The following is a 22684-nucleotide window of genomic DNA, read 5'->3' on the forward strand; positions in this document are numbered from 1 at the left end:
CGGTCAGCCGTCGACCAGCAGGCCTCTGACCGGACCCAACAGGCGCTCGGTCCGCCGTGACACCCCGGGCAGTTCGACCAGCCGATGGGTGACCGCGGAGTGCTCCACATCCCGCTCGTGCTGTTCCACCGCGCGGGGCCTCCATCGTGAGTCGATGACCGCCACCGGGTCACCCTCGACCTCGGACACGGCACATTCCAGATGTTCGGCCCACAGGCGCAGCCGCGTCGAACGGGTCAGGGTGCGGTCCTGGCTCACGATGTTGACCTCGGTGTCGTTGAACAGCGAGTGCTCGTTGAGGTTGGCCGAACCGATGGTGAGCCACGCGTCATCGACGATGCCGACCTTGGCGTGCACATACAGCGGGTCGGCCCGCCCGTCGGCGTGAGCCCGCACGGTCGTCGCCAGCAGGCGGCCGGCCCCGCCGTCGGCGTCGAGCAGCCGGCCGAGTTGCCCGCGGGTGGTGTCACGGCCGCTGCTGGGTCGCACCGGAAGCACCAGCACGATCCGGAAGTCCGGCTGCGGCGGGTGGCGGAGTTTCTCGGCGAGAATGTCCACGATCTCGGTCGACCAGAGAAACTGGTTCTCCAGATAGATGAATTCCCGGGCCGAACCCAGGGCCCGCAGATAGGCGGCCAGGATCGAGAATTCTCCGCGGGGAGCGAAGTCGTACGTCTTCTCGGGCACGGTGCGGAGCAGCCGAACCGTCACCTCGCCGGCCGGCTCCGGAACCGCGGGGGGCGGCAGATCCTCCCGGGCGACTTCCTGCCATCGGTCTCGGAAGTGTTGTGCGACATCGGCAACGATCGGACCCTGCAGACGTGTGCTGACGTCGTGCCAGCCGGTCGCACTGCGCGGCGGATGCGCATTGCGGTCCCAGCGATCACCGCTGAGATCGGACAGATCGATGCCGCCGACGAACGCCACCTCGTCGTCGATCACGATCACCTTCTCGTGGTGGCAGTGCATGGTCCGCTCCCGTGCGTCCAGGACACATTTCACCTTCGACCCGCGCATCAGCTGGGTCTGCACGTCCTTCATCATCGGACGGGTGGGTCTGAACAACGGCAGCGGAGGACCGGCCCACAGCAGCACCCGCACATCGACCCGCTCGGCCAATTCGGCCAGGACGGTGTGCAGTGCGGGTGTGCCCGGATCGCGTCGGAGACGGAATCCGGGCGTCAGGTGCCAACCGGCGATGTGGACGTGCGACCGGGCGCCGGCCAGGGCGTCGGCGACGGCGGCCAGTGCTTCGTCGCCGTCGATCAGCACGTGTACCGCGCATCCATGACGTACCGGACGGTCGGACGTCCCGAGTTCGGGCCCGGCCGGCGACAGCGCATCCGATTGCCCGAGGCGGCGCAGCCGACTCCGGTGGTGGCGATCCACCGTTCGTTCCAGGGCTCCGCCCAGTAGGTCATCGAGACGGTCGATCATCGGTGGCAACCCTTCACGAGCCGGCCCTTCCTGTTCGGCGGCCGTCGGGCGAACGCCTGACGGCAACGGCGGAACCTGATAGGAGTATGGGCGCGCGGGTCAGTGGCCGTGCCGCAGGTACGGGGCCGCGCCCTCGATCGCGTCGTGGATGTGGTTGAGGCTGGCCACGCCGACGAGAAGGACGAGGACCGACAACAAAAGGAAGGCCGCCGCCCGGCCGGGATACGGTCGCGGTTTCGGCTGCAACAGCGCTTGGACCCGGGAGGCCACCAGCAGGGCCCCGACCCCGAGCACGGGCACCCGGACCAGCAACGGTCCGACGGTCGGCACCGCGATGGCCCTGGACATTTCCGAGCGGAGCAGGGCGACTCGGGCCAGCGCGCGACCGGTGACCCGGCGATCGCCGATCCCGGTGGCCGCATCCTCGTCGGCCCAGCGTTCGACGCCGAGCCGAACCGCCGCCGAGACCGGTGCCAGCAGCGGGTTTCCGGCGGCGGCGATGTCGGCCAGATGCACGTACAGGTGGTGGCGCTTGGTCAGGTGGGACAGCTCGTGGGCGGTCAGCACGCGTCGCTCGTCCGCGGTGAGCCGGGTGAGCAGTCGTTGGCTGATCACCACGCAACCGCGTATTCCGGCCACCGTGTAGGCGTCGGCGGATTCGTCGTCGACGACCACGACCGGGCCGCCGTCGGCGCGGATGTCCCGGCACAGTCGGTCGGCCCGGACCAGGGCCATCACGATGCTGACGGTGCGCACGGCCCCGCGGGCCATCAGGACGACAACGGCCAGCGCGGCCAGGGCCCCGAGCCACCCCGGAATCGGCACCTCGGTCCGGATGATCGACGCCGACCAGTGCCCGTCCGAGGCCACCGCGGTCAGGCTGGCGATCACCGCGACCGCGATCGCGGTGAGCGCCATTCCGCTGGCCAGGGAGACAGTGACGGACACCAGCGCGAGGACGACAACGGCCTGGGCCGGACGCATGTTGCGGAGCAACAGATGCGCGCTTCGCCCGACCAGAAGGCAGGCCAGGACAGCGACCAGGGCCGCGATCAGCGGGAGCGTCATCGCCTCAACCGGCCTGGTGGTCGGTGCGGTCGAGAAGTTCGGCCAGCAGGCGTTCCTCTTCCGGATCCAGTTCGGCCACGAAACGGGCCAGGACGCCGGCGCGGTCCGATCCGTCCGAGAGCAGGCGACGCATCCGGCGGGCCGTGACGGCGTCGTCGACCGACCCGACCGGAGCGGCCAGCAGGTACCTGAAGGCCCGTCCCTCCCGGCTCTGGGTGAGTGCGCCCTTGGCCGACAACCTGGACAGCGTGGTCATGACGGTGGTGTAGGCCGGGCCGCCGGGAAGCTCCTTCTGCACATCAGCGACCGAAACCGGCGCACTGGCGCGGGCCACCACGGCCAGGACAGCCGTCTCCAGGGGGCCGGAAACCCGTCGATCCGTCACGCGCCATCCTCCGCTGTTACTATCACCTGCGTAGTAGATACTACCGAGTCAATAGTTGACCCAACTTAGTACTAACGAATTTGTCGTTATCAGTGTGACATGTCAGCACCGAAGGAGAGAGATGAATGCGCTCACAGCCGACTCACCCGGAGGTAGGAAACGATGAGTAGCCTTGCTGCTGGATTCAATCCCCTCGATGCCACCAGCGTGATCGCGGCGACCGGACTGGTCGGGATCTTCTGCGTGCTCGTCGCCGAGACAGGGCTGCTGGTCGGGTTCTTCCTCCCCGGTGATTCGCTGCTGTTCAGCGCGGGACTGCTGGCCGCCAGCCACGGGGCCCTCCATCTGCCACTGGCCGGCGTACTGGTGGTCGCCGCCGCGGGTGCCTTGATCGGCGCGCAGATCGGCTACTGGATCGGGCGCACGTTGGGTACGTCACTGCTGGCCAGGGCCAGCCGTCCGGCGCTGCTGCGGGCCACCGAGCGGGTGACCGAGGTCGTCGGGCGCTACGGACCGGCCAAGGCCATCGTGCTGGCCCGGTTCATCCCGGTCGTCCGGACGGTGATGAACCCGATGGCCGGCATGATCGGCATCTCCCAGCGCCTGTTCACCACCTGGCAGATCCTCGGCGGGCTGGTCTGGTCCCTGGGCGTCACCATGCTCGGATTCTGGCTCGGTTCGCAGATCACCGGTATTGACAAGTACCTGCTGCCGATCATCGCCGTCGTCGTGATCGTGTCGCTGATCCCGGTGGCGCTGGAACTCAGGCGCATGCGCCGGGAACGTGCGTCGGCCGTCGATCCGGGCACCCCCGTCATCCACCGGGCGGGAGACGCCGCATGAGCGGGACCATCTCCTACCTCGAAGCGATCGTGGTAGGCGCGATGCAGGGCGTCACCGAGTTGTTCCCGGTGTCCAGCCTCGGCCACTCGGTGATCTTCCCGGCGCTGATGGGCGGTAGCTGGGCGCAGGACCTGAGCGTGTCGGCCCCCGAATCCCCGTATCTGGCGTTCGTGGTCGGGCTGCACGTGGCCACCGCCTTGGCGCTGCTCGCCTTCTTCTGGCGAGATTGGGTCCGCATCATCGGTGGTTTCGTCAGTTCCGTCCGGTACCGGCGGATCAGCACCGACGCCGAACGGCTGGCCTGGCTGATCGTGCTGGCCACGATCCCGGTCGGCATCTCGGGCCTGCTGCTGGAGCACCTCTTCCGGACGGTGCTGGGCAAGCCGATGCCGGCGGCCGCGTTCCTGTTCGCGAACGGGCTGATCCTGCTACTGGGTGAGCGGCTTCGTCGCCGTGCCCCGGTCGCGGCGCCGCCGGTGGCGGTGGCGGCCGGAGCGGGCGATCCGTCGGCCGCGATCGACCTGGACGCCGGCCTGTCCGAAGCCGAGGCCGACGTCCGGTCGGACACCCGGCTGTCCGGCATCACGTTCAAGCGGGGCGTGCTGATCGGTTGCGCCCAGATCCTGGCCCTGCTGCCGGGCATCAGCCGGTCCGGCTCGACGATGGTGGCCGGCCTGACCCAGGGTTTGTCGCACCGCGACGCCGCCCGGTTCTCGTTCCTGCTCGCCACCCCGGTGATCCTGGCCGCCGGCGTGCTCAAGGTGCCCGACCTGTTCGGGCCGCTGGGCGCCGGAATCCACGGTCAGATCCTGGCCGGCAGCGTGGCCTCGTTCGTCTGCGCCTACCTGGCCGTCCGATTCCTGGAGAAGTACTTCAGAACCCGGACCCTGATTCCGTTCGCGATCTACTGCGTGGCCGCCGGCGCCGTCTCGTTCCTGGTCCTGGCCGCGAGGTGAGGCTGACCGGTCGGCCCTGGGCTGACCGGTCAGCGGTCGACGACCGAGCCAGACGCCAGAAGCTCCACCTGGGCGTCGGTGAGTGAGGTGTACTCGCTGCCCCGGCCGAAGCGCATCTTCTTCGTATGTTCCAGGGTGTCCTCGATCAGCATCCGGTTCGTCCGGATGAGGTCGGCCGTGATGCCGATCATGATCGAGAGCGTCCCGACGATCAGCGACACCGCGCCGACCAGGATCGACTGCACGTGGCTGCCGCCGTCTCCGAGCAACTGCAGCACGGCGTACCGGGCGAAGAAGAACAGGCCGAGGGCGCCGAAGATGGCCGCGAAGAACGAGAAGATCGCGTACGGCTTGTACATGATGTACGACCGAATGATGGCGCCGGCCGACTTCATCATGTGCTCGCGCATCGAGCCGAACAGCCGGGACTCCCGGGTCTTGGGATTGGTGCGGACCGGCACACTGGCGATCTTCAGCTTCTTGTTGCCGGCCTGGATGATGGTCTCCATGCAGTAGGAGAACCGGGTGATCGTGTTGAGGAGCATGAGGCTGTCGCGCGAATAGGCGCGGAATCCGCTCGCCGCGTCGGGCAGCTTGGTCCCAGCCGCCCGGTTGACCACGCCGCTGCCGAACTTCTGCAACTGCACCTTCAGCTTCGAGAAGTGCTCGACCAGGTGCACCTGACGATCCGCGATGACGATGTCGGCCTCGCCGCGCAGGATGGGCTGCACCAGGTCGCCGATCCGCTCCTGGGGATACTGGTTGTCGCCATCGGTGTTCACCACGATGTCGGCGCCCAGTTCCAGCGCCCGCTGCACCCCGTCGTGGAAGGAACGGCCGAGCCCGCGGTTGCGGGCGTGCCGCACGAAGTGGGTGACGCCGTAGGACTTCGCGACCTCGACCGTGCGATCGGAGGAACCGTCGTCGATGATCAGGACGATGATCTCGGCGACCCCGGGGATCTCCTTGGGGATGGTCGACAGGACCAGCCCCAGGGTCTCCTCCTCGTTCAGGCAGGGGACCTGGACGACCAGCCGGATACCCGGCCGCCCCCCGGCCGCCGGTGCCGGATCGGTCAGAGCCGGCGGCACGGTGCCCGGCGCCGGGTGAGCCATGAGATCGGGTGACCACACCGTCCCGGCGATCGGCTGGGAATCGGTGGCACTCATATGTTGCTCCTGCTCTGTTGCGGTGGGTCGACGGGGCTGGCGGGCCCTAGGTCAAGGTTAAACCGTCTCCACCCCGGCGCCAGGCACGACGACCGGTGGCTCCCGGCCGTCACATTCTACCGGCGCCGCGTTTCCGGCCCGGCCCGGCGAAAGGCCGCGGACCGGCCGTGCGAGGCTGGCCGGGTGAACGAACCTGCTCTGCGTGTCCTGCGGTTCCCGGATGCCGCCGCTCTCGGCCGGTGCGCGGCCTTCGACGTCGCCGCCCACCTGCGCGACGTGGTCGCCGCAAAAGGGGCCGCGCGAGTGGTGTTCGCCGCCGCGCCCAGCCAGTCGACGATGCTCTCCGCGCTACTCGAACTCGACGTGCCCTGGGACGCCGTGACCGCCTTCCACATGGACGAGTACGTCGGCTTGCCGGTGGACGCGCCGGCGGGTTTCGGGAACTGGTTGACGCTCAACCTGTTCTCGCCGGCCCGCCCCGGACGGGTCGAACTGCTCGCGCCGGGCGAGCACCCGGCCGCCGCCGCCGCGCGGTACGCCGACCTGCTGGCGCAAGCTCCGATCGACGCCGTCGTGCTCGGAATCGGTGTCAACGGCCACCTGGCGTTCAACGATCCGCCGGTGGCCGATCCGGACGACCCGCTGGATGTGAAGGTGGTCGAGCTCGACCTGGCCTGCCGTCAGCAACAGGTGGACGACGGTTGCTTCGACACCCTGGACGCCGTCCCACGGACCGCGGTCACTCTCACCCTGCCCCGCCTGCTCCGCGCCGACCGGCTGTTCTGCGTCGTGCCGGGTGCACACAAGAGCACAGCCGTGCGGCGGGCGCTGAGCGAGCCGGTCGGCGCACCGTGCCCGGCCACCGTGCTGAGAACCCATCCGGACTGCACGCTCTATCTCGACGAGGCGTCGGCGTCGCAACTGCCGCCCGAGCGCGTGCCTGATCGATGAGCAGCACGGCGCAGATCTCCGGCCGCGATCCGAGCAGCGGACGCCGGCTGGAGGTGACCGTGACCGACGGCCGGATCGCCGCGGTGCGCCACGGGCCGGCCACGGACGGTCCGTACCTGTCGGCCGGCTTGGTGGATCTCCAGGTGAACGGATTCGGCGGCCTTGACGTCAACGCGGCCGACCTCACGGTGGACCAGGTGCACCGCCTGGGCCGGCTGATGTTCGCCGCCGGGGTGACGACCTGGCTGCCCACCCTGATCACGGCCGACCACGAGCGCACGGCGGCCGGCCTGCGGGTGATCGCGCAGGCCCGATCGCAGGATCCGTTGACCCGGCACAGCGTTCCGTACGTGCATCTGGAGGGTCCGCACCTTTCCGATCAGGACGGTCCGCGCGGAGTGCACGATGCCCGGTTCATCCGGCCGCCCTCGCTCGAGGAGTTCGACGACTGGCAGGCCGGAGCCGGTGACCTGATCGGGATGGTGACGCTGTCGCCGCACTACCCGCAGGCCGCCGACTACACCAGGGCGCTCGTCGACCGAGGCGTGCACGTCGCCATCGGCCACACCCACGCCACGCCGGATCAGATCCGCCGGGTGGTGGATGCCGGGGCGACCCTGTCCACCCATCTCGGCAACGGTGCCCATGCCGTGTTGCCCCGTCACCCCAACTACCTCTGGACCCAGCTGGCCGAGGACCGCCTCACCGCCGGATTCATCGCTGACGGTCACCATCTGCCGGCCGACACGTTGCGGGTGATGCTGAGAGCGAAGGGCATCGGGGGATCAGTGCTCGTCTCGGACGCCGTTGCGCTGGCCGGGGTGGCCCCCGGCCGCTACCGGACCCCGGTCGGCGGCGACGTCATCCTGGATGCGGAGGGCCGGCTGACCAGCGTCGACACCGGGTTTCTGGCCGGAGCCGCCCGCGGCCTGCTCGACGACCTCGGGTCGGCGATCCGGATGGCCGATCTGACCCTGGCCCAGGTGCTCCAGCTCGGCAGCACCAATCCCGGTCGGTTCGTCGGACGTTCGGGCCTGCGGGAGGGGGAGCCGGCCGACCTGATCCGGTTCGACCATCGGCCCGGCGAAGGGCTCCGGCTACGGCAGACCTGGGTCGGCGGGGAGCTGATGTTCGGCCGGGTCGAAGCCGACCGCTGACCCATCGCCCAGGGGCGGCGCGGCCGGGACGAGCCGCCGAGCCGGTCGGGTCGGTCTGTTCGGTCCGGTTGGTCCGGTTCGTTTGTTCGGTCAGGGAACCGCATCGGCGCAACCGCCGTCGAAACGCGGTGAGCAGGGGCGGTATCAGTACCGCGAAGGACTGCTCCTGACCACGTGACGGACCCCGAGCGGTCCGGACGACCGCAGCCCGCCTGTTCCGGAGGATCTTGACATGACCACCACCCACGAGCGCCGTACGACGGTCGGCCACCGGCCGACGGACCGGCGGCCTGACGTGGCCGCAGTGCTGCTGCTCACCACGGCAACGGTGGGAGCGCTGCTGGCCCTGGCGACCGGGGTCGTCCTGTCCTACCTCGTGTTCCCGGAGCCGACCATGTGGCGGCTCGTCGTGGTCGGTGCGGCCCTGGTCGGCTCGGTGGCGCCGCTGCGCCGCCTGATCGGCCTGGCCACCCGCCGGGCCCGGCGGGCGACGGTCCGGGGCCTCGACCGCTCGTCGTTCTGATCGCCAGCTCCGCCGACGTCCCGCCTTCCGGCCGGGCGGCCAGGTCGACCGGACGTGTCGGTGTCAGGCTCTATGGTGTCGGCATGAGCAAAGTCGACGCGATGCAGGCCATGCGGGAGGCGCGGTACGCCGCCCGGTTGGCTCCCACGAGCACCGCCACGGCCTCGCGTCCGATCCCGGCTGCGCGGAAGAAGGCGACCGCCGTCGGGACGTCCGCGCCGGAGACCGATCAGGGCGGCGAGACCGACCGGGCGGTCGACACCGATCAGGCGGTCGGGTCCGGCCCGGTCGCGGACGAGGAGGCCCTGTGCGGGCACCGGAGCATGAACAACCGCAGCTGCCGCCGTCCGGCCGGCCACTCCGAGAAGAACCACCGCTACAACTGAGCGTCGCTGGTCCGCTGGCGCATCTCCGGCCCGGGCCGCGCGCCGCCGGGCGCGGTTGCGGCCTCAGTTGACCGGCGCGAGTTGACCGGGCCACCGGCATCGCGGGCGCCCACCGAGCGCGAGCGAGGATCCCCGTTGCCGCAGGACAGCATGGTCCCGTCCGGTCTGACCCGGCCCGGGCTCCTGGACGACAGCCGCGGAGCGGTCGCCCGTTTCGCCCGGTCGGTGGTCCAGGTCCGCCCCGATGCCACGATCGCCGACACCGCCCGGTACATCACCGAGGCCGGGCAGTCCTGTGCCCTGGTGGCCGCCCGGCACGGATTCGGCATCGTGACCGACAGCGACTTCCGCCGGGGCCTGGCCACCGGACACGTCGCGGCCTCCGACCACATCGTCCGGCTGGCCACGTTTCCGGCCATCAGCGTGCCGGAGGGCACGGGCGTGGCCACCGCGTTCCTCACCATGCTGCACCGGGACGTCCACCATCTGGTCGTCACCGGCGCGGACGGCTCACCGTCCGGGGTGGTCCGGCTCACCGACATGACGGCCGGTGAGGTCAGGGACCCTTTGCTGGTGCGGGACGCGATCCGCGCGTCGGCCACCGTGGCCGAACTGGCCGACGCGACGCGGATGATCGGCGGCACCGCGGTCGAGCTGTTCGACACCGGCGTGCCGGCCCGGCAGATCGGCGGGCTCCTGGCCGCGGTCACCGAATCGGTCCTGCAGCGGCTGCTGACCTTCCACGCGTCCGAGCTCGACCACCGGGGTCAGACCTCGTTCCTGGTCCTGGGATCGTTGGCGCGCCGGGAACCACTGCCGCTGTCGGACGTGGACACCGCCCTGGTGTGGGCCGACCCGACCGAGGGGCGCGCGCCGGGTGAGCTGCTGCGGGGCGTGGCCGAACAGATCATCGTCGACCTGGAGACCTGCGGTCTGCGGCGCTGCGTCGACGGGGCCAACGCGTCCAATCCGCTGTTCAGCCGGTCGGTGAGCGATTGGACGGCGGCGGCGCCGAGATGGATCTCTCAGCCGTCCGGGGGCCGTTCCCTGCTGTTGACCTCGATGATCGCCGACAGCCGTCCGCTGACCAACCTGGGACTGGGCCGCCGGGTGCTCGACGCTCTGCTCGAGGTGGCCCGGTCCAGAGAATTCCTGGACCCGCTGCTGCGATTCACCGTGTCGAGCAAACCCCCGACCGGTCTGGTGAAGGATTTCGTGCTCGAGCACTCCGGGGTCCACCGAGGTCAGGTGGACCTCAAACGCGGTGGGCTGTTACCGATCTCCTCGTTGGGTCGGTGGGCCGCGGTGCTCACCGGGGATGGCCGCGGGAGCACCGTGGACCGGCTGCGCCGGGGACAGGAGGCCGGGATCTTCACCGCCGACGAGGTGGAGGCCCTCGTCGGGTCCTTCGACGAGATCTACGCATTGCTGCTGCGGCGCGAGGTGGAATCCATCCGCGCCGGTCGGCCCGACCTGGACCACCACGTCGATCCGAAGACTCTCGACCCGTTGACGCGTCGGTACGTCCGGGACGCCTTCCGGTCGATCTCCGAGGTGCAGGCCCGCCTTCTGAGTGACGGTCCCGGCCGCATCCGGTGAACGGGCGTCCGCATTGCCCGACGGGTCCGGTCCACCCACCGGAAACGGAATGTTGATCGGCAGGGCCTAGCCTGTCTGAGTCAGCATCGCCCGCTGCGGTGGCCAGCGCTGCCTGCAGCACGTCAGAGGGAGTCCTATTTATGCAGCTCGGAATGATCGGCCTGGGTCGTATGGGGGCCAATATCGTGCGCCGGCTCATGCGCGATGGACACGACTGCGTGGTCTACGACGTCAGTGCTGATTCGATCGCTGCCCTCGAGGGCGAAGGGGCGACGGGCACTCCGACCCTCGAGGAATTCGTCGCCAAGCTGGAGAAGCCCCGGGTGGCCTGGGTGATGATCCCGGCCGGTATCACCGGGGCCACCGTCGAGAAGCTCTCCGCCCTGCTCGACGAGGGCGACATCATCATCGACGGCGGCAACTCCAACTACCGCGACGACGTGCGGCGGGCCGCGAAACTGCGGGAGAAGGGCATCCACTACGTCGACATCGGTACCAGCGGCGGCGTTTTCGGTCTCGAGCGGGGCTACTGCCTGATGGTTGGAGGCGACGATTCGGCCATCGCGACGATCGAGCCGATCCTGAAGACGATCGCCCCCGGAGCGGGTGAGATCGAGCGCACCCCGGGCCGCACGGGCGAGCTGGCGCCGGAGGAGCAGGGCTACCTGCACTGCGGACCCTCGGGCGCGGGACACTTCGTCAAGATGGTGCACAACGGCATCGAGTACGGGATCATGGCCGCCTTCGCCGAGGGTCTCAACATCCTGGACAACGCCGACGCCGGCATCCGTTCGGCCGAGCACTCGGCCGAGGTGGCTCCACTGGAGGAGCCGGAGTACTACCAGTTCAACGTCGACACCCCGAAGGTCGCCGAGTTGTGGCGCCGGGGATCGGTGGTCTCGTCCTGGTTGCTCGACCTGACCGCCGCGGCGCTGCAGGCCAACCCGACGCTCGACGGTCTGGCCGGCCGTGTCTCGGACTCCGGTGAGGGTCGCTGGACGGTCAAGGCCGCCATCGACATCGGCGTTCCGGTCCCGGTTCTGGCCGCGTCGCTGTTCGAACGGTTCGCCTCCCGGGGCGAGGACCACTTCGCGAACCAGGTGCTGTCGGCCATGCGTCAACAGTTCGGCGGTCACAACGAACTGCCGGCCGGTGACTCCCTCGAGGCGGGCTCGGCCAAGTCGGACCAGGTGCAGGCGAAGAAGGGCTAGGGCCGCTGCGCCTTCGTCCTGACGGCCGGCCGGGCCAGCAAGGGTCCGGCCGGTTTCCGTCTCCGGCTCCGGCCGTGAAACGGTGGCGGGTATGGGTCTTGCGACGTATCTCGGAGTGCTCCGGCACGGGCCGGCCGCGTGGCCTTTCGCCGCCACCGTCGTCGCCCGGCTGCCCATCGCCATGGCGCCGCTGGGCATGGTGGTGCTGATCCAGCACGTGCGTGGCTCGTACGGCATCGCGGGGGTCGTGACCGGAGCGTTCGCGGTCGGCATCGCGATCGGCGCTCCGATCTGGGGGCGACTGATGGATCGCCTCGGCCAGGCCAGGATCATCCTGCCGATCGTGCTGGCCAGCGCGGCCCTGCTGGCGGCGTTGTCCATCGGGGCGGTGCAGGGCGCCGGCAATCCCGCCCTGGTGACACTCGCGACCCTGGCCGGCGTGACCTTTCCGCCGTTCAGTGCGGCCATGCGGTCGACCTGGCGGATGGTGTTGCCCGACGGCCCGGACCGTCGCGCCGGCTACGCGTTGGACGCGGTGGCCGTCGAATCGTTGTTCGTCGGCGGTCCGTTGATCCTGTCCCTGCTGGTGGTGATCACTCCGCCGGCCGTGCCGCTGCTGGTCAGCGCCGGACTACTGGCCGTTGGTGGCGCCCTGTACTGCTCCACCGAACCGGCCCGACGACGACCGGAACGCCTTGCCGTGCCCGGGGAGCGGACCGCGAGTGACCGGCCCGCACTGGTGTCGCCGACGTTGGTCCTGATCCTGGGGGTCAGTGCCCTGATGTCGATCGGGTTCGGCGTCATCGACACGTCACTGGCCGCGACCGCGCGTCAGGTACTGGGTCACCAAGGTGAGCTCGGACTTCTGTTCGCCTGTATCGCCGGAGCCAGTGTGGTCGGCGGCCTGGTCTACGGGGCACGGTCGAGTCAGGACCGCGAGCACCGACGGTTGCCGTTCGCACTCGGGTTGTTCGCCCTGGGCCTGGCCCCCGTTCCGGCATTGATCTCGGCCGGGCGGCCGCCGCTGTGGAGCCTGATGCCGCTGCTGTTCCTGGCCGGCCTGGCCATCGCCCCGGCGCTGATCATGCTGCAGACCGTCGTCGACCGGGCGGCCCCGTCCGGCCGGCACAACGAAGCGCAGGCCTGGCTGACGACGTCGAACACCACCGGCGGGGCCGCCGGCACCGCCGTGGCCGGCGTGCTGATCGACTCGTTGGGGGTAGCGGCCTCGTTCGCGGCGGCGGTGCTGGCCGTCGTGCTCAGTTGCGGCCTGGCCGTTCGGGCGCGGTACCGGCTGCAGGTGCCGCTGGAGTACGCCCCGGCGTGATCTTCGGGCCCGAGGAGGACCGACCGGCCCGTCCAGACTCTGCACTGACCGACGCCGTCTGCATAGATGCACTCGGTTGAGCAACCCGGAGATCGGGCACTGTTGAGGCAAGCACAGGTGGAAAGAGGTTGCCCTCATGAGCGTGTCCGATCAGCTCGCCGCCGGCGAACCCGAAGGGGTGTCCTCCGGCGCCGTGTCGATTGCCCAGGCGTCGAAGTTGCTCCGCGTCCCGATGCCAACGTTGCGGTCGTGGGAACTGCGGTACGGCATTCCCGAGTCGGATCGAGTCTCCGGCAAGCACCGGCGGTACACGGCGGCCGAGATGCACGCCCTCCGACTCATGCGTGACGAGATTGCCCGGGGCACCCGGGCCAGCCTGGCCGCGCGGTCGGTCCGGGCGCTGCTCGGCGTCGAGGGACCGGCCGGCGAGCTGATCCAGAGCGTGCTGGCCGCCTCCGATCGCTCCGACCCCAAAGGGATCCGGAACGAGCTCAGCCGCGCGGCCGACCTGCTCGGCACCGGACCGGCGGTCGACGAGGTGTTGCTGCCGGCGATGCGGCAGATCGGGCAGTGGTGGCAGACCGGGCGGTGTGACGTCGATCAGGAGCATCTCACCACCGAGGCGGCCCGCTCCTGGCTGGACAAGCGGATGGCCTTCGCCCCGCCCCCGGTGATGTCCAATCCGCTGATCCTGGCCTGCGGCCCGGGAGACCTGCACACCATCGGACTCGAGGCGCTGGCCCTGCTGATGCGCGAAAATGGCTGGCCGTGCCGAGTGCTCGGCGCCCGGACGTCCACCGACTCCCTGGTCACCTCGGCGCGGGCGGCCGCGGCCGCGGGCGTGGTGGTGGTCGCCCATCTGCCCACCGGCCGGCGCCGGGCGCTCGCCTCCATCGCCGCCGTGCACGACCTCCGTATACCGGTGTTCTACGCGGGCAACGCGTTCAGCACTCCGCGCAGTCGCGCTCAGCTGCCCGGCGTGTATCTGGGCACCCGTCTCCAGGACGCCGCCGCCCTGCTCGCCGACCACCTCCGATCGTGACGGCCGTCTGACGGATATCCGCTCGACCGAACCCGCGGTCCGACCCGGTGGCCGAGTATCCGGCCACCAGCCGTCGCAACTGATCGACGGCGGGCGGCGTCGGAGCGATTGCGCGGCTGGTCCAGACGGTGACGCATCGTGATGCCGGGTTCGCATCGGCCCGGGAGAGTGAAAACCCGAGGCCGGTGGGAAGCACGACCGAATCGAAATCTGGCTGTGGGACGATCGCGCAGGGCTGGTGGTGCACGAACCGTCCACCTCTCCCGGCCGTTGCCCCGCAACTTTCGCGGGGCAACGTGATGGTCGAACACCTCGGAGGAACTGGACATGAAGCATGCCCGACGGCTCGGCCTGATCCTCATGGTCGCGGTTCTCACCGTGCTCGGGACGGTGCCCGCGACGGCCACCCCGCCGGTGCCTGGAACCAGAGCCACGGCCACCGGTACGAGTGCTCCGGCCGTGGACTACGCGCCCGTCTGCACCACCAAGCCCAGGGTCGGCCAGTACGCCTGCTTGGCGCTCCGCCGTACCAATGCCCACGTGAAGGGGCTCCGGCCGAGCGACGCGCCACCCGGATTCGGGCCGGCGCAGATCCAGGGGGCCTACAACCTGCCGGCGGCCCCCGCCGACCCGAGGGCCCGCGTCTTCGTCATCGATGCGTTCGGCTACGCCGGGGCCGAGGCCGACCTGGCCGCCTACCGCGCGCAGTACGGCTTGCGCCCCTGCACGACGGCGAGTGGCTGCCTGCAGATCCTCAACCAGGACGGGGACCCCCAACCGCCGCCGGCCGGAAGCTCCGGCTGGGTCCAGGAGACGGCCCTCGACCTGGACATGGTGTCGGCCACCTGCCCGTACTGTCAGATCACCCTGATCCAGGCCAACGACGACTCCGACAACCTGTTCCTGGCGGTCCAGCAGGCCACCACCCTCGGCGCGAAGTACGTCTCGATGAGCTGGGGCGGATCCGAATTCAGCGGCCAGGGGAGCTACGACCACCAGTTCTTCGCCGCGACGGGCGTCGCCTACGTGGCCTCCTCCGGTGACTTCGGCTATGGCGACGGCACCAGCTACCCGGCGTCCTCGCGGAACGTGGTCGGCGTCGGCGGGACCCGATTGGTCTCTGATTCCTCAACTGCCCGGGGATGGACCGAGACGACCTGGGGGGCGGGTTACGGTGACGGCACGGGTTCAGGGTGTTCGGCTTACACCCCGAAGCCGGCCTGGCAGCAGATCGTCGCCGGGTCGACGTGCACCAACCGGGCCATCAACGACGTCTCGGCGGTCGCCGACCCGCAGACCGGCGTCGCCGTGTACGTGAACGGCGCCTGGGACATCTACGGGGGGACCAGCGCCGCGGCGCCGATCATCGCGTCCACCTACGCCTTGGCCGGCACGCCGGCCGCCGCGCCGGCGTCCAGCCTGTACGCCCAGAGCTCCGCCCTCAACGACGTGACGACCGGAGTCAACGGCAACTGCTCCGCCGCCCCGCTGTGCACCGCAGGTTTCGGCTGGGACGGCCCGACGGGGTTGGGCACGCCCAACGGAACCGCGGCGTTCACCGCGCCCGCGGAGTCGGTCACCATGGTCAATCCGGACACCCAGGTCTCGACGGTCGGTGCTGCGGTCAACCTGACGGTCACGGCGACGGCATCGGCGGTGGGGGCGACGATCACCTACCAGGCGGTGGGCCTGCCCGCCGGTCTGACCATGAGCTCGGGCGGCATCGTGACCGGCGCACCGACCACCCTGGGGACGAGCACCGTGCGGGTGACGGCCACGGCGAACTCGGCGACCAGTACGGCGGTCTTCACCTGGCGCGTGGCGGTGGCCGGGACGTTCGCCTCGGTGGGACCGTCCCGGCTCCTGGACACCCGCAGCGGGCTCGGTGCCCCGAAGGGAAAGGTGGCCGGTCCCGGAGTGGTCAACCTCAAGGTGCTCGGACGCGGCGGGGTGCCCCTCACCGGCGTCTCCACCGTGCTGCTCAACGTTACGGTGACCCAGGAGAGCGGGGCCGGATATCTGACGGTCTACGCCGGCGGGACCACCCGGCCGGGAACCTCGAACCTCAACTACCGGGCCAACATCGACAGCTCCAGTCTGGTCACGGCTCCGGTCGGTGCCGACGGCACGGTTAACCTGTTCACGAACCTGTCCACCCACGTGGTGGCCGACGTGTTCGGTTACTACGTCCAGGGAGCGCCCAGCGTCACCGGCAGTTACAAGCCGGTGACGCCGTCGCGGATCCTGGACAGCCGGACCGGCATCGGGGCGGCCAAGCAGAAAGTCGTCCCCGGAACCACGCTCAGTGTTCAGATCGCCGGTCGCGGAAACCTGCCGACGTCCGGCCTGTCCGCCGTGGTCGTGACCGCCACCGTGGTCAACGCCGCGTCGTCCGGGTTCATCACCCTGTTTCCCAGCGGCTCGCCGACCAAGCCGATCCGACCGGTGGCATCGAACGTCAACTTCGCGACCGGCGTGACGATGTCCAACATGGCGGTGGTCCCGGTCGGTAACGACGGGAAGATCCAGCTCTACATGGGCGGTGGCGGTGCCGACGTCATCCTGGACGTCGCCGGGTACTACCTCAAGTCGGCCTCGCCGTCGGTCAGCGGCTCGTTCGTCGCGTTGACCCCGTCGCGGGTGGTGGACACCCGGACCGGCAACGGCGGGTACTCCTCGCCGCTGCTCGGCGGGCAGATCCTGCCGGCGCAGATCACCGGCCGGGGGGGCGTGCCGACCAGCGGGGTCGCGGCCGTCTTCCTCAACATGCTGGCGGTGAGCCCGACGGCCGCCGGCTACGTCACGGTCTTCTCCGATGATCTTTCGATCGTGCCGGCCACGTCCAACTTGAACTTCTACCGAGGTCAGACGGTGGCCAACATGTCGATGAGCCAGGTCAGCTCGACCGGTGTGGTGGACATGGGCGTCGTCACCGGGGGGCAGACGGACCTGGTCGCCGACGTGGCGGGATACTTCCGGTCCTGACCCGCGCTCTGGGGTGATCCCCGGAGGACGTCGTGGTTCGTCGGGTTCGGTCGAGGAGGTCCGTCGCATGTCGGGACGCTGGTACAAGGAAGCGGTCGTCTACTGCATCCAGGTGGACATGTTCGCCGATTCGGACGGGGACGGCTGCGGTGACCTGCCCGGATTGATCGGACGGCTCGACTATCTGTCGCGATTGGGCGTCTCCTGCCTGTGGCTGAACCCGGTGCATCCGTCGCCGCAGCGGGACCAGGGGTACGACGTCAGCGACTACTACAACGTCGATCCGCGGATCGGCGACCTGGGTGATTTCGCCGAGCTCACGTTCCAGGCCAGCGAACGCGGGATCCGGATCATCATCGATCTGGTCGTCAACCACACGTCGGACCAGCACCCGTGGTTCCGCTCGGCCCGGTCCAGCCGGACGTCGCCCTACCGGGACTGGTACATCTGGAGCGAGCAGGAGCCGGCGGATCGGCGTCAGGGCATCGTGTTTCCAGGGGAGCAGACCGAAACCTGGAGCTGGGACGAGGAAGCGGGGGAGTGGTTCTTCCACCGCTTCTACGACTTCCAGCCCGACCTGAACTGGAGCAACCCGGCCGTGCGGGCCGAGATCCGGAAAGTGATGTCCTTCTGGTTGCAGATGGGTGTGTCCGGATTCCGCATCGACGCCGCGCCGTTCGTGCTGGAACTGGTGAACGCCGGGCAGCCCACCACGCTGGACTTCTCGATCCTGGACGACTGGCGGCAGAACGTGCAGTGGCGCTCGGGCGAGGCGATCCTGCTCTGCGAGGCCAACGTCGGCCCGGGGGAGATCGACAAGTACACCGGAAGCACGGCCGAGGGGCCCAATGACCGCGCTCACATGCTGTTCTCCTTCCTGCTCAACGCCCGGCTGTGGCTGGCTCTGGCCCGGAAGAGTGCGGAACCGATCATCGAATCGCTGAGCGCCCTCCCGCCGCTGCAGGACATGGCCCAGTGGGCGTCGTTCCTGCGCAACCACGACGAGCTCGATCTGAGCCGGCTGACCGACGAGCAGCGGAGCGACGTGTTCAAGGCGTTTGCCCCGAAGCCCGACATGCAGCTCTACGGACGCGGGATCCGCCGTCGGCTGGCCCCCATGCTCGGAGGGAATCGCCGCCGGATCGAGCTCGCCTACTCGCTGCAGTTCTCCATGCCGGGCACGCCGGTACTGCGCTACGGCGAGGAGATCGGCATGGGCGACGATCTCTCGTTGCCCGGCCGGGACGCGATCCGAACCCCGATGCAGTGGGACGACGGCCCATCGGGCGGTTTCTCGACGGCGGTGGATCCTCTGGTGGCGCCGGTGACCATGACCGGAGCGTACGGCGCGCGCCGCGTGAACGTCCGTGCGTTGCAACGGGACCCCGATTCGCTGCTGCGCTGGTTCGAGCAGCTGATCTCCACCGTGCGGGAATGCCCGGAGATCGGGGTCGGAACCTGGTCGGTGCTCGACGTGCCGTCCGTGCCCGCGGTTCTGGTGCATCGGTTCGACGCCCCGGAAGGTTCGATGGTGCTGCTGCACAACCTGGGTGACGCGCCGGTGGTGGTGGACATCGGGCCGCAGGAAGGCACCGACCGACCGTGGGAGATGTTCGCCGACGGCCCCTACCGGCGACCGACCGCCCAATTGCGCCGGCTCGAACTCAACGGGCTGGGATACCGCTGGATCCGTCTACGCCACGGCCGCTCGATGTGACGCGACCTCGGCCCCCCGCGCCCACTCGGTCGGTCGCGCTGGTCGCGGGGGCGCGTTTCGTGCAAGGCTGAGGAGATGCACGATTCCATTGGCTCGCCCGCCGAGCCGGCCCTCGACGTCTTCATGCAGGGCACCACGTTCTTCGACATGGTGCTCACCGGGTTGCCGTCCCAGCCCGTCCCGGGCACCGAGATCCATGCGGAGGGAATGGGTTCCTGTCCTGGCGGCATCGCGAACCTGGCCATCGCGGCCAGTCGCCTCGGGCTGCGAACGGGCCTGGCTTCGACCTTCGGCGACGACGTCTACGGCGATTTCCTGTGGCGCACGCTGATCCAGGAGGGCGTCGATCTGACCCATTCCCAGCGGGTCGCCGACTGGCATTCACCGGTGACGGTGTCGCTCGCCGTGCAACGTGACCGAGCCATGGTCACGCACGCCCATGATTCGCCGATCCCGGTATCGGATCTGATCGTCGAGGCACCGAGCACGAAGGTGGGGGTGGTCAGCCTCGGCGGGGCGACCGAGACATGGTCCGGTCAGGCGAAGGCCAAGGGGGCCAAACTGTTCGGCGACGTCGGTTGGGATCCGAGCGGGGAATGGCACCCGGACCGGCTGGCCGGTCTGACCGACCTCTACGCCTTCATGCCCAACAGCACCGAGGCGATGGCCTACACCAGGACGGAGGACCCGCGGGCGGCCCTGCTCGATCTGGCCGAGCTGGTGCCGGTGGTGGTGGTCACCTGCGGCGGGCAGGGCGCCATCGGCATCGACTCGATCACCAACGAGGAGGAATGGGTGCCGTCGCTGCCGGTGAACGCGGTCGACGCGACCGGAGCCGGGGACGTGTTCGATGCGGCGTTCATCCTCGGGACGCTGCGCGAATGGCCGTTGCGCAACCGGATGGCCTTCGCCAATCTCTGTGCGGCCCTGTCGGTGCAGCAGGTCGGCGGTTCCCTGGCCGCGCCCGGGTGGGGTGACCTGGCCGACTGGCTGGGTGGGGTCCGGCAGGCGGCGGCCGGCGGTTCCCGGTCGGCCGCCGTGCTGGCCAACAGCTACGGCTTCCTGGCCGACGAATTGCCCAGCCACCCCGCGATATCGCTGCGACGGGCCATCGCCACCATCGCGCGGCTCTCGGACGCCTGACCGGCCGGTCCGCTCAGCCGGACGTCCCGGTTCGTCCGGCGAACAGCGCCGCCACCGTCGACTCGTCGGCCACGACCGAATCGACCAGGGACGACGCCACATCCCGGGAGCCGATGAGTGGGTGGATGGCGAACCCATGGACGGCGGCGTCGCGGTCGCCGGTGGCCGCGGCCTGGATGACGGCGTTCTCGGCGGCGCGCACGGCGGCCACCAGACCCAGCTGATGCAGCGGCAGATCGGGGCCGGGTATCACAGTGGCGCCGAAAGCGTCGACGGTGCAACGAGTTTCGAGAACCATCGATTCCGGAAACTGGTGAAAGGCGTCCCCGTTGGCCGCGTTCACGATCATCTCGGCCGGTCGTCCGGTGGTCAGGGCCGCGGCCAGGTCGAGAGCGACCTCTTCGTAGCCCCCTCCGGACAGGTCGCTCTCGTCCCGGTCCTGCGTCCGCGCCTCGGCCAGGTAGCTCTCCTCCCGATGGCGCCGGGCCTGCTCCCAGAGGGCAACGGCATTCCCGGCAGCGGCGCGCGTGTAGAAGTCGTTCTGTTGACCGAGGATCACCTCGCCGCGCGTCCGTCCGGCACTCAGCGCGGCGGTGATCTCCCGGGCCGCGTAGTAGAAGTACAGGTACTCGTTCGGAACGGCCCCGAGCGCGCGCAGCAGGCCGGAGCCGAACAGCCGGCCCTCCTCGGTCGTGTTGAGTCGGGCTTCGTCGCCGATGAGGTCGGGGAGAAGATCGGTGCCGCGGTGACGCAGCGAGGTGAGCCAGCCGAGGTGATTGATACCGGCGTAGTCGAAACGCACTTCGTCGGGCGGTACCCCCAGCGCCCGGCAGGCGCGGCGGACGAGTCCGATGGGGGAGTCGCAGATGCCGATCACTCGGCCGCCGAGGACACCGGACAGCGCCTGGGTGATCAGCCCGGCCGGGTTGGTGAAGTTGATCAGCCACGAATCGGGGGCCAGTTCGCGCTGGATCGCGGCGGCCTCCAGAGCGATCGGCAAGGTCCGCAGCCCGAAGGCCAGCCCGCCGGCGCCCACCGTCTCCTGGCCGAGAAGCCCGCGCTCCAGCGCCCGGCGCTCGTCCCGCACCCGACCGGCGGCGCCGCCCACCCGCATGGCCGAGAAGACGATGTCGGCCCCGGCCAGCGCATCGGGCAGCGAATCCGTGCTGTGCACGTGCAGGCCCGGAACTGGTTGCAGGACCTGCGCTATGACGTCGAGGCGATGCCGGTCGACGTCGTACAGAATCACCTCGTCGATACCCAGCTCGGGCCGCCTGGTCAGAGCCCGGTAGACCAGGGGAACTCGGAATCCGCCGCCGCCGAGGATCACCAGTCGCATGCTCTGGAGGGTATCCGGCGCCGGTGACGTGTGCGGTCCGGTTGGGTCAGAGGGTGACGCCCAACTCGCGGGTGAGGACGGTGGCGGCCGCACCGAGCAGACCGGAATCCTGGTCGAGTTCGGAGAACTCGACCCGTACGCCGTGGGCCAGGGCCGGCATGCACCGTTGCAGCACGCTGGCCTGCAGGTGCGCCCGGAACGACTCGCCGGCGTGCACCACGTCACCGTGGATGATGAAGAGTTGCAACGAGAGCAGCTGGACCAGGTTGGCGATGCCGATCGCGATGTTGTCGCTGAAGTCGGCCAGCAGGCTCGCTGCGAGCTGGTCGCCGGCGGCGGCCCGCCCGGCCAGCCGCTTCGGGGTGGTGTCCCGCCCCCCGGGGATACCGCGGAGCACCGCCTCGGACCGCAGCCAGTGGCTGCTGGTCAGGGTCTCCCAGCAGCCACGTAGTCCGCAGGAGCAGGGCCGTCCGGCCGGATCGACGCAGGTGTGGCCGAGCTGCACGGTGTGGCCGTCCCGGCCGGACACCAGGTGACCGAGCAGCATCACTCCGGCCCCCACGCCGACGCCGAACTGCAAGGCGGCGAAATCCCGCACGCCGCGCGCCTGTCCGAACCACTTCTCGCCGACGGCGAACGCCCGCACGTCCTGCTCGAGCACGCAGGGGACGCCGAACCGCTCCGCCAGCAGCTGCGGCAACCGGGTACCAACCAGTCCCGGAACGGGGGTGCAGGCCACGACCGCCGACGTCCGGCTGTCGCACAGGGCGGGCACGGTGAGGCCGATCCCGCTCAACCGCCCCCGGAAATCGGCCAGAGCCGCGCTGGCCGCCGCCAGGATCTGCCGATCCAGCTCGGCCGTCCGACCGTCCGGTGCGATCGGCACGCGCCGGCGCGAGAGGATCTCACCCCGTGCGTTGACCACAGCGACGTCCACCGCACCGCGGCTGACCGAGATGGCTCCGCACTGGAGCGCATCCGGGGCGAACCAGAGCGGACGCGGTGGCTTCCCGATGCCGTCGACCGGCGGCTGCGGCTCCTCCTCGATCAGGACACCGGAGTCGAGGAGGCCGGAAACGATCGAGCTGATCGTGGCCCGCGGCACCTTGATCCGGCGGGCCAACTCGGCGCGCGAGGCCGGGCCGTCGTCGACGAGGGACTGCAGGAGCCGCGCCCGGTTGGCGCTCCCGACATCGGAGGAGGACAACAGCCCGCGCCCAGAGGTGGTCACCCCGACAAGGGCCGGGGAATCCCGGGTGCGCACGGTCGGTCCGGTTGCCGTCACGACTGTAACGGTATGTCATGGTCGGCAACAATCCAATGCGGCAACAGCATTCAGAGAGAACCTCTATTAAGTCAGACTCCCCACCTTTATCCCTTGACAGGTCATGACGCGGCTGCTTGGGTCAGACCAACGCTCGTACATCGCCTGGAACATCTGGCCGA

Annotated in this window: 19 protein-coding genes; 13 read left to right on the forward strand and 6 right to left on the reverse strand. The window is 69.7% G+C overall.

Features of this window, described 5'->3' with window-relative positions:
• Window positions 1–3: 3 nt before the first annotated feature.
• From BLS97_RS15870 to BLS97_RS15880, 3 genes are all read right to left on the reverse strand, one after another.
• Window positions 4–1437: a phospholipase D-like domain-containing protein gene (locus BLS97_RS15870; protein WP_090477470.1), complete on the reverse strand. Its 1434-nt coding sequence runs from the start codon at window positions 1435–1437 to the stop codon at window positions 4–6.
• 99 nt (window positions 1438–1536) lie between these two features.
• Window positions 1537–2505 (reverse strand): M56 family metallopeptidase, encoded by a 969-nt coding sequence (locus BLS97_RS15875; protein ID WP_090477471.1) that lies wholly within the window; start codon window positions 2503–2505, stop codon window positions 1537–1539.
• A 4-nt stretch (window positions 2506–2509) separates the two neighbouring features.
• A complete protein-coding gene (locus BLS97_RS15880; protein WP_090477473.1) occupies window positions 2510–2890 on the reverse strand; it encodes a BlaI/MecI/CopY family transcriptional regulator in 381 nt (126 codons plus the stop codon).
• 162 nt (window positions 2891–3052) lie between these two features.
• Here BLS97_RS15880 and BLS97_RS15885 point away from each other — a divergent pair, with 162 nt between their 5' ends.
• On the forward strand, window positions 3053–3733 hold the full coding sequence (locus BLS97_RS15885) for a DedA family protein (RefSeq protein ID WP_090477474.1): 681 nt from the start codon (window positions 3053–3055) through the stop codon (window positions 3731–3733).
• Window positions 3730–4689 (forward strand): undecaprenyl-diphosphate phosphatase, encoded by a 960-nt coding sequence (locus BLS97_RS15890; RefSeq protein ID WP_090477476.1) that lies wholly within the window; start codon window positions 3730–3732, stop codon window positions 4687–4689. Before BLS97_RS15885 ends, BLS97_RS15890 begins: the two co-directional genes overlap by 4 nt.
• 29 nt (window positions 4690–4718) lie before the next feature.
• On the opposite strand, the gene BLS97_RS15895 is transcribed toward BLS97_RS15890, so the two are convergent.
• Window positions 4719–5729, reverse strand: coding sequence for a glycosyltransferase family 2 protein (locus BLS97_RS15895; protein WP_090482370.1), 1011 nt, complete (start codon window positions 5727–5729; stop codon window positions 4719–4721).
• A 312-nt stretch (window positions 5730–6041) separates the two neighbouring features.
• Between BLS97_RS15895 and BLS97_RS15900 the strand changes: the two genes are divergently transcribed.
• The 11 genes from BLS97_RS15900 (at window position 6042) to BLS97_RS15950 (ending at window position 19899) form a co-directional block, all read left to right on the forward strand.
• The gene (locus BLS97_RS15900; RefSeq protein ID WP_197676209.1) at window positions 6042–6809 is read left to right on the forward strand and encodes a 6-phosphogluconolactonase; all 768 of its coding nucleotides are present in this window, start codon (window positions 6042–6044) and stop codon (window positions 6807–6809) included.
• The gene (locus tag BLS97_RS15905; RefSeq protein WP_090477481.1) at window positions 6806–7966 is read left to right on the forward strand and encodes an N-acetylglucosamine-6-phosphate deacetylase; all 1161 of its coding nucleotides are present in this window, start codon (window positions 6806–6808) and stop codon (window positions 7964–7966) included. Before BLS97_RS15900 ends, BLS97_RS15905 begins: the two co-directional genes overlap by 4 nt.
• A 232-nt stretch (window positions 7967–8198) precedes the next feature.
• On the forward strand, window positions 8199–8489 hold the full coding sequence (locus BLS97_RS15910; RefSeq protein WP_090477483.1) for a hypothetical protein: 291 nt from the start codon (window positions 8199–8201) through the stop codon (window positions 8487–8489).
• 83 nt (window positions 8490–8572) lie between these two features.
• Entirely contained in the window at window positions 8573–8875 is a 303-nt protein-coding gene (locus BLS97_RS15915; protein ID WP_090477485.1) for a hypothetical protein, read from the forward strand.
• A 135-nt stretch (window positions 8876–9010) separates the two neighbouring features.
• Window positions 9011–10474, forward strand: coding sequence for a putative nucleotidyltransferase substrate binding domain-containing protein (locus BLS97_RS15920; RefSeq protein WP_157695472.1), 1464 nt, complete (start codon window positions 9011–9013; stop codon window positions 10472–10474).
• 140 nt (window positions 10475–10614) lie between these two features.
• Entirely contained in the window at window positions 10615–11685 is a 1071-nt protein-coding gene (gene gnd, locus BLS97_RS15925) for a phosphogluconate dehydrogenase (NAD(+)-dependent, decarboxylating) (protein WP_090477491.1), read from the forward strand.
• A gap of 91 nt (window positions 11686–11776) precedes the next feature.
• Window positions 11777–13012 (forward strand): MFS transporter, encoded by a 1236-nt coding sequence (locus BLS97_RS15930; RefSeq protein WP_090477494.1) that lies wholly within the window; start codon window positions 11777–11779, stop codon window positions 13010–13012.
• A gap of 136 nt (window positions 13013–13148) precedes the next feature.
• Window positions 13149–14054, forward strand: coding sequence for a MerR family transcriptional regulator (locus BLS97_RS15935; protein WP_090477495.1), 906 nt, complete (start codon window positions 13149–13151; stop codon window positions 14052–14054).
• 327 nt (window positions 14055–14381) lie between these two features.
• A complete protein-coding gene (locus BLS97_RS23580) occupies window positions 14382–17039 on the forward strand; it encodes a S53 family peptidase (protein ID WP_197676210.1) in 2658 nt (885 codons plus the stop codon).
• Between the two features lie 67 nt (window positions 17040–17106).
• The gene (locus BLS97_RS15945) at window positions 17107–18756 is read left to right on the forward strand and encodes an alpha-amylase family protein (RefSeq protein WP_090477496.1); all 1650 of its coding nucleotides are present in this window, start codon (window positions 17107–17109) and stop codon (window positions 18754–18756) included.
• 75 nt (window positions 18757–18831) lie between these two features.
• Window positions 18832–19899, forward strand: coding sequence for a carbohydrate kinase family protein (locus BLS97_RS15950; protein ID WP_090477497.1), 1068 nt, complete (start codon window positions 18832–18834; stop codon window positions 19897–19899).
• A 13-nt stretch (window positions 19900–19912) separates the two neighbouring features.
• Here the strand turns inward: BLS97_RS15950 and BLS97_RS15955 are convergent, their stop codons facing one another.
• Window positions 19913–21238 carry a family 4 glycosyl hydrolase gene (locus BLS97_RS15955; RefSeq protein ID WP_090477498.1) on the reverse strand — a complete coding sequence of 442 codons (1326 nt, stop codon included), beginning with the start codon at window positions 21236–21238 and terminating at the stop codon, window positions 19913–19915.
• 46 nt (window positions 21239–21284) lie between these two features.
• Window positions 21285–22523 (reverse strand): ROK family transcriptional regulator, encoded by a 1239-nt coding sequence (locus BLS97_RS15960; protein WP_090477500.1) that lies wholly within the window; start codon window positions 22521–22523, stop codon window positions 21285–21287.
• Between the last annotated feature and the right edge of the window lie 161 nt (window positions 22524–22684).

The sequence above is a fragment of the Nakamurella panacisegetis genome (assembly GCF_900104535.1).
GTDB classification, from domain to species: domain Bacteria; phylum Actinomycetota; class Actinomycetes; order Mycobacteriales; family Nakamurellaceae; genus Nakamurella; species Nakamurella panacisegetis.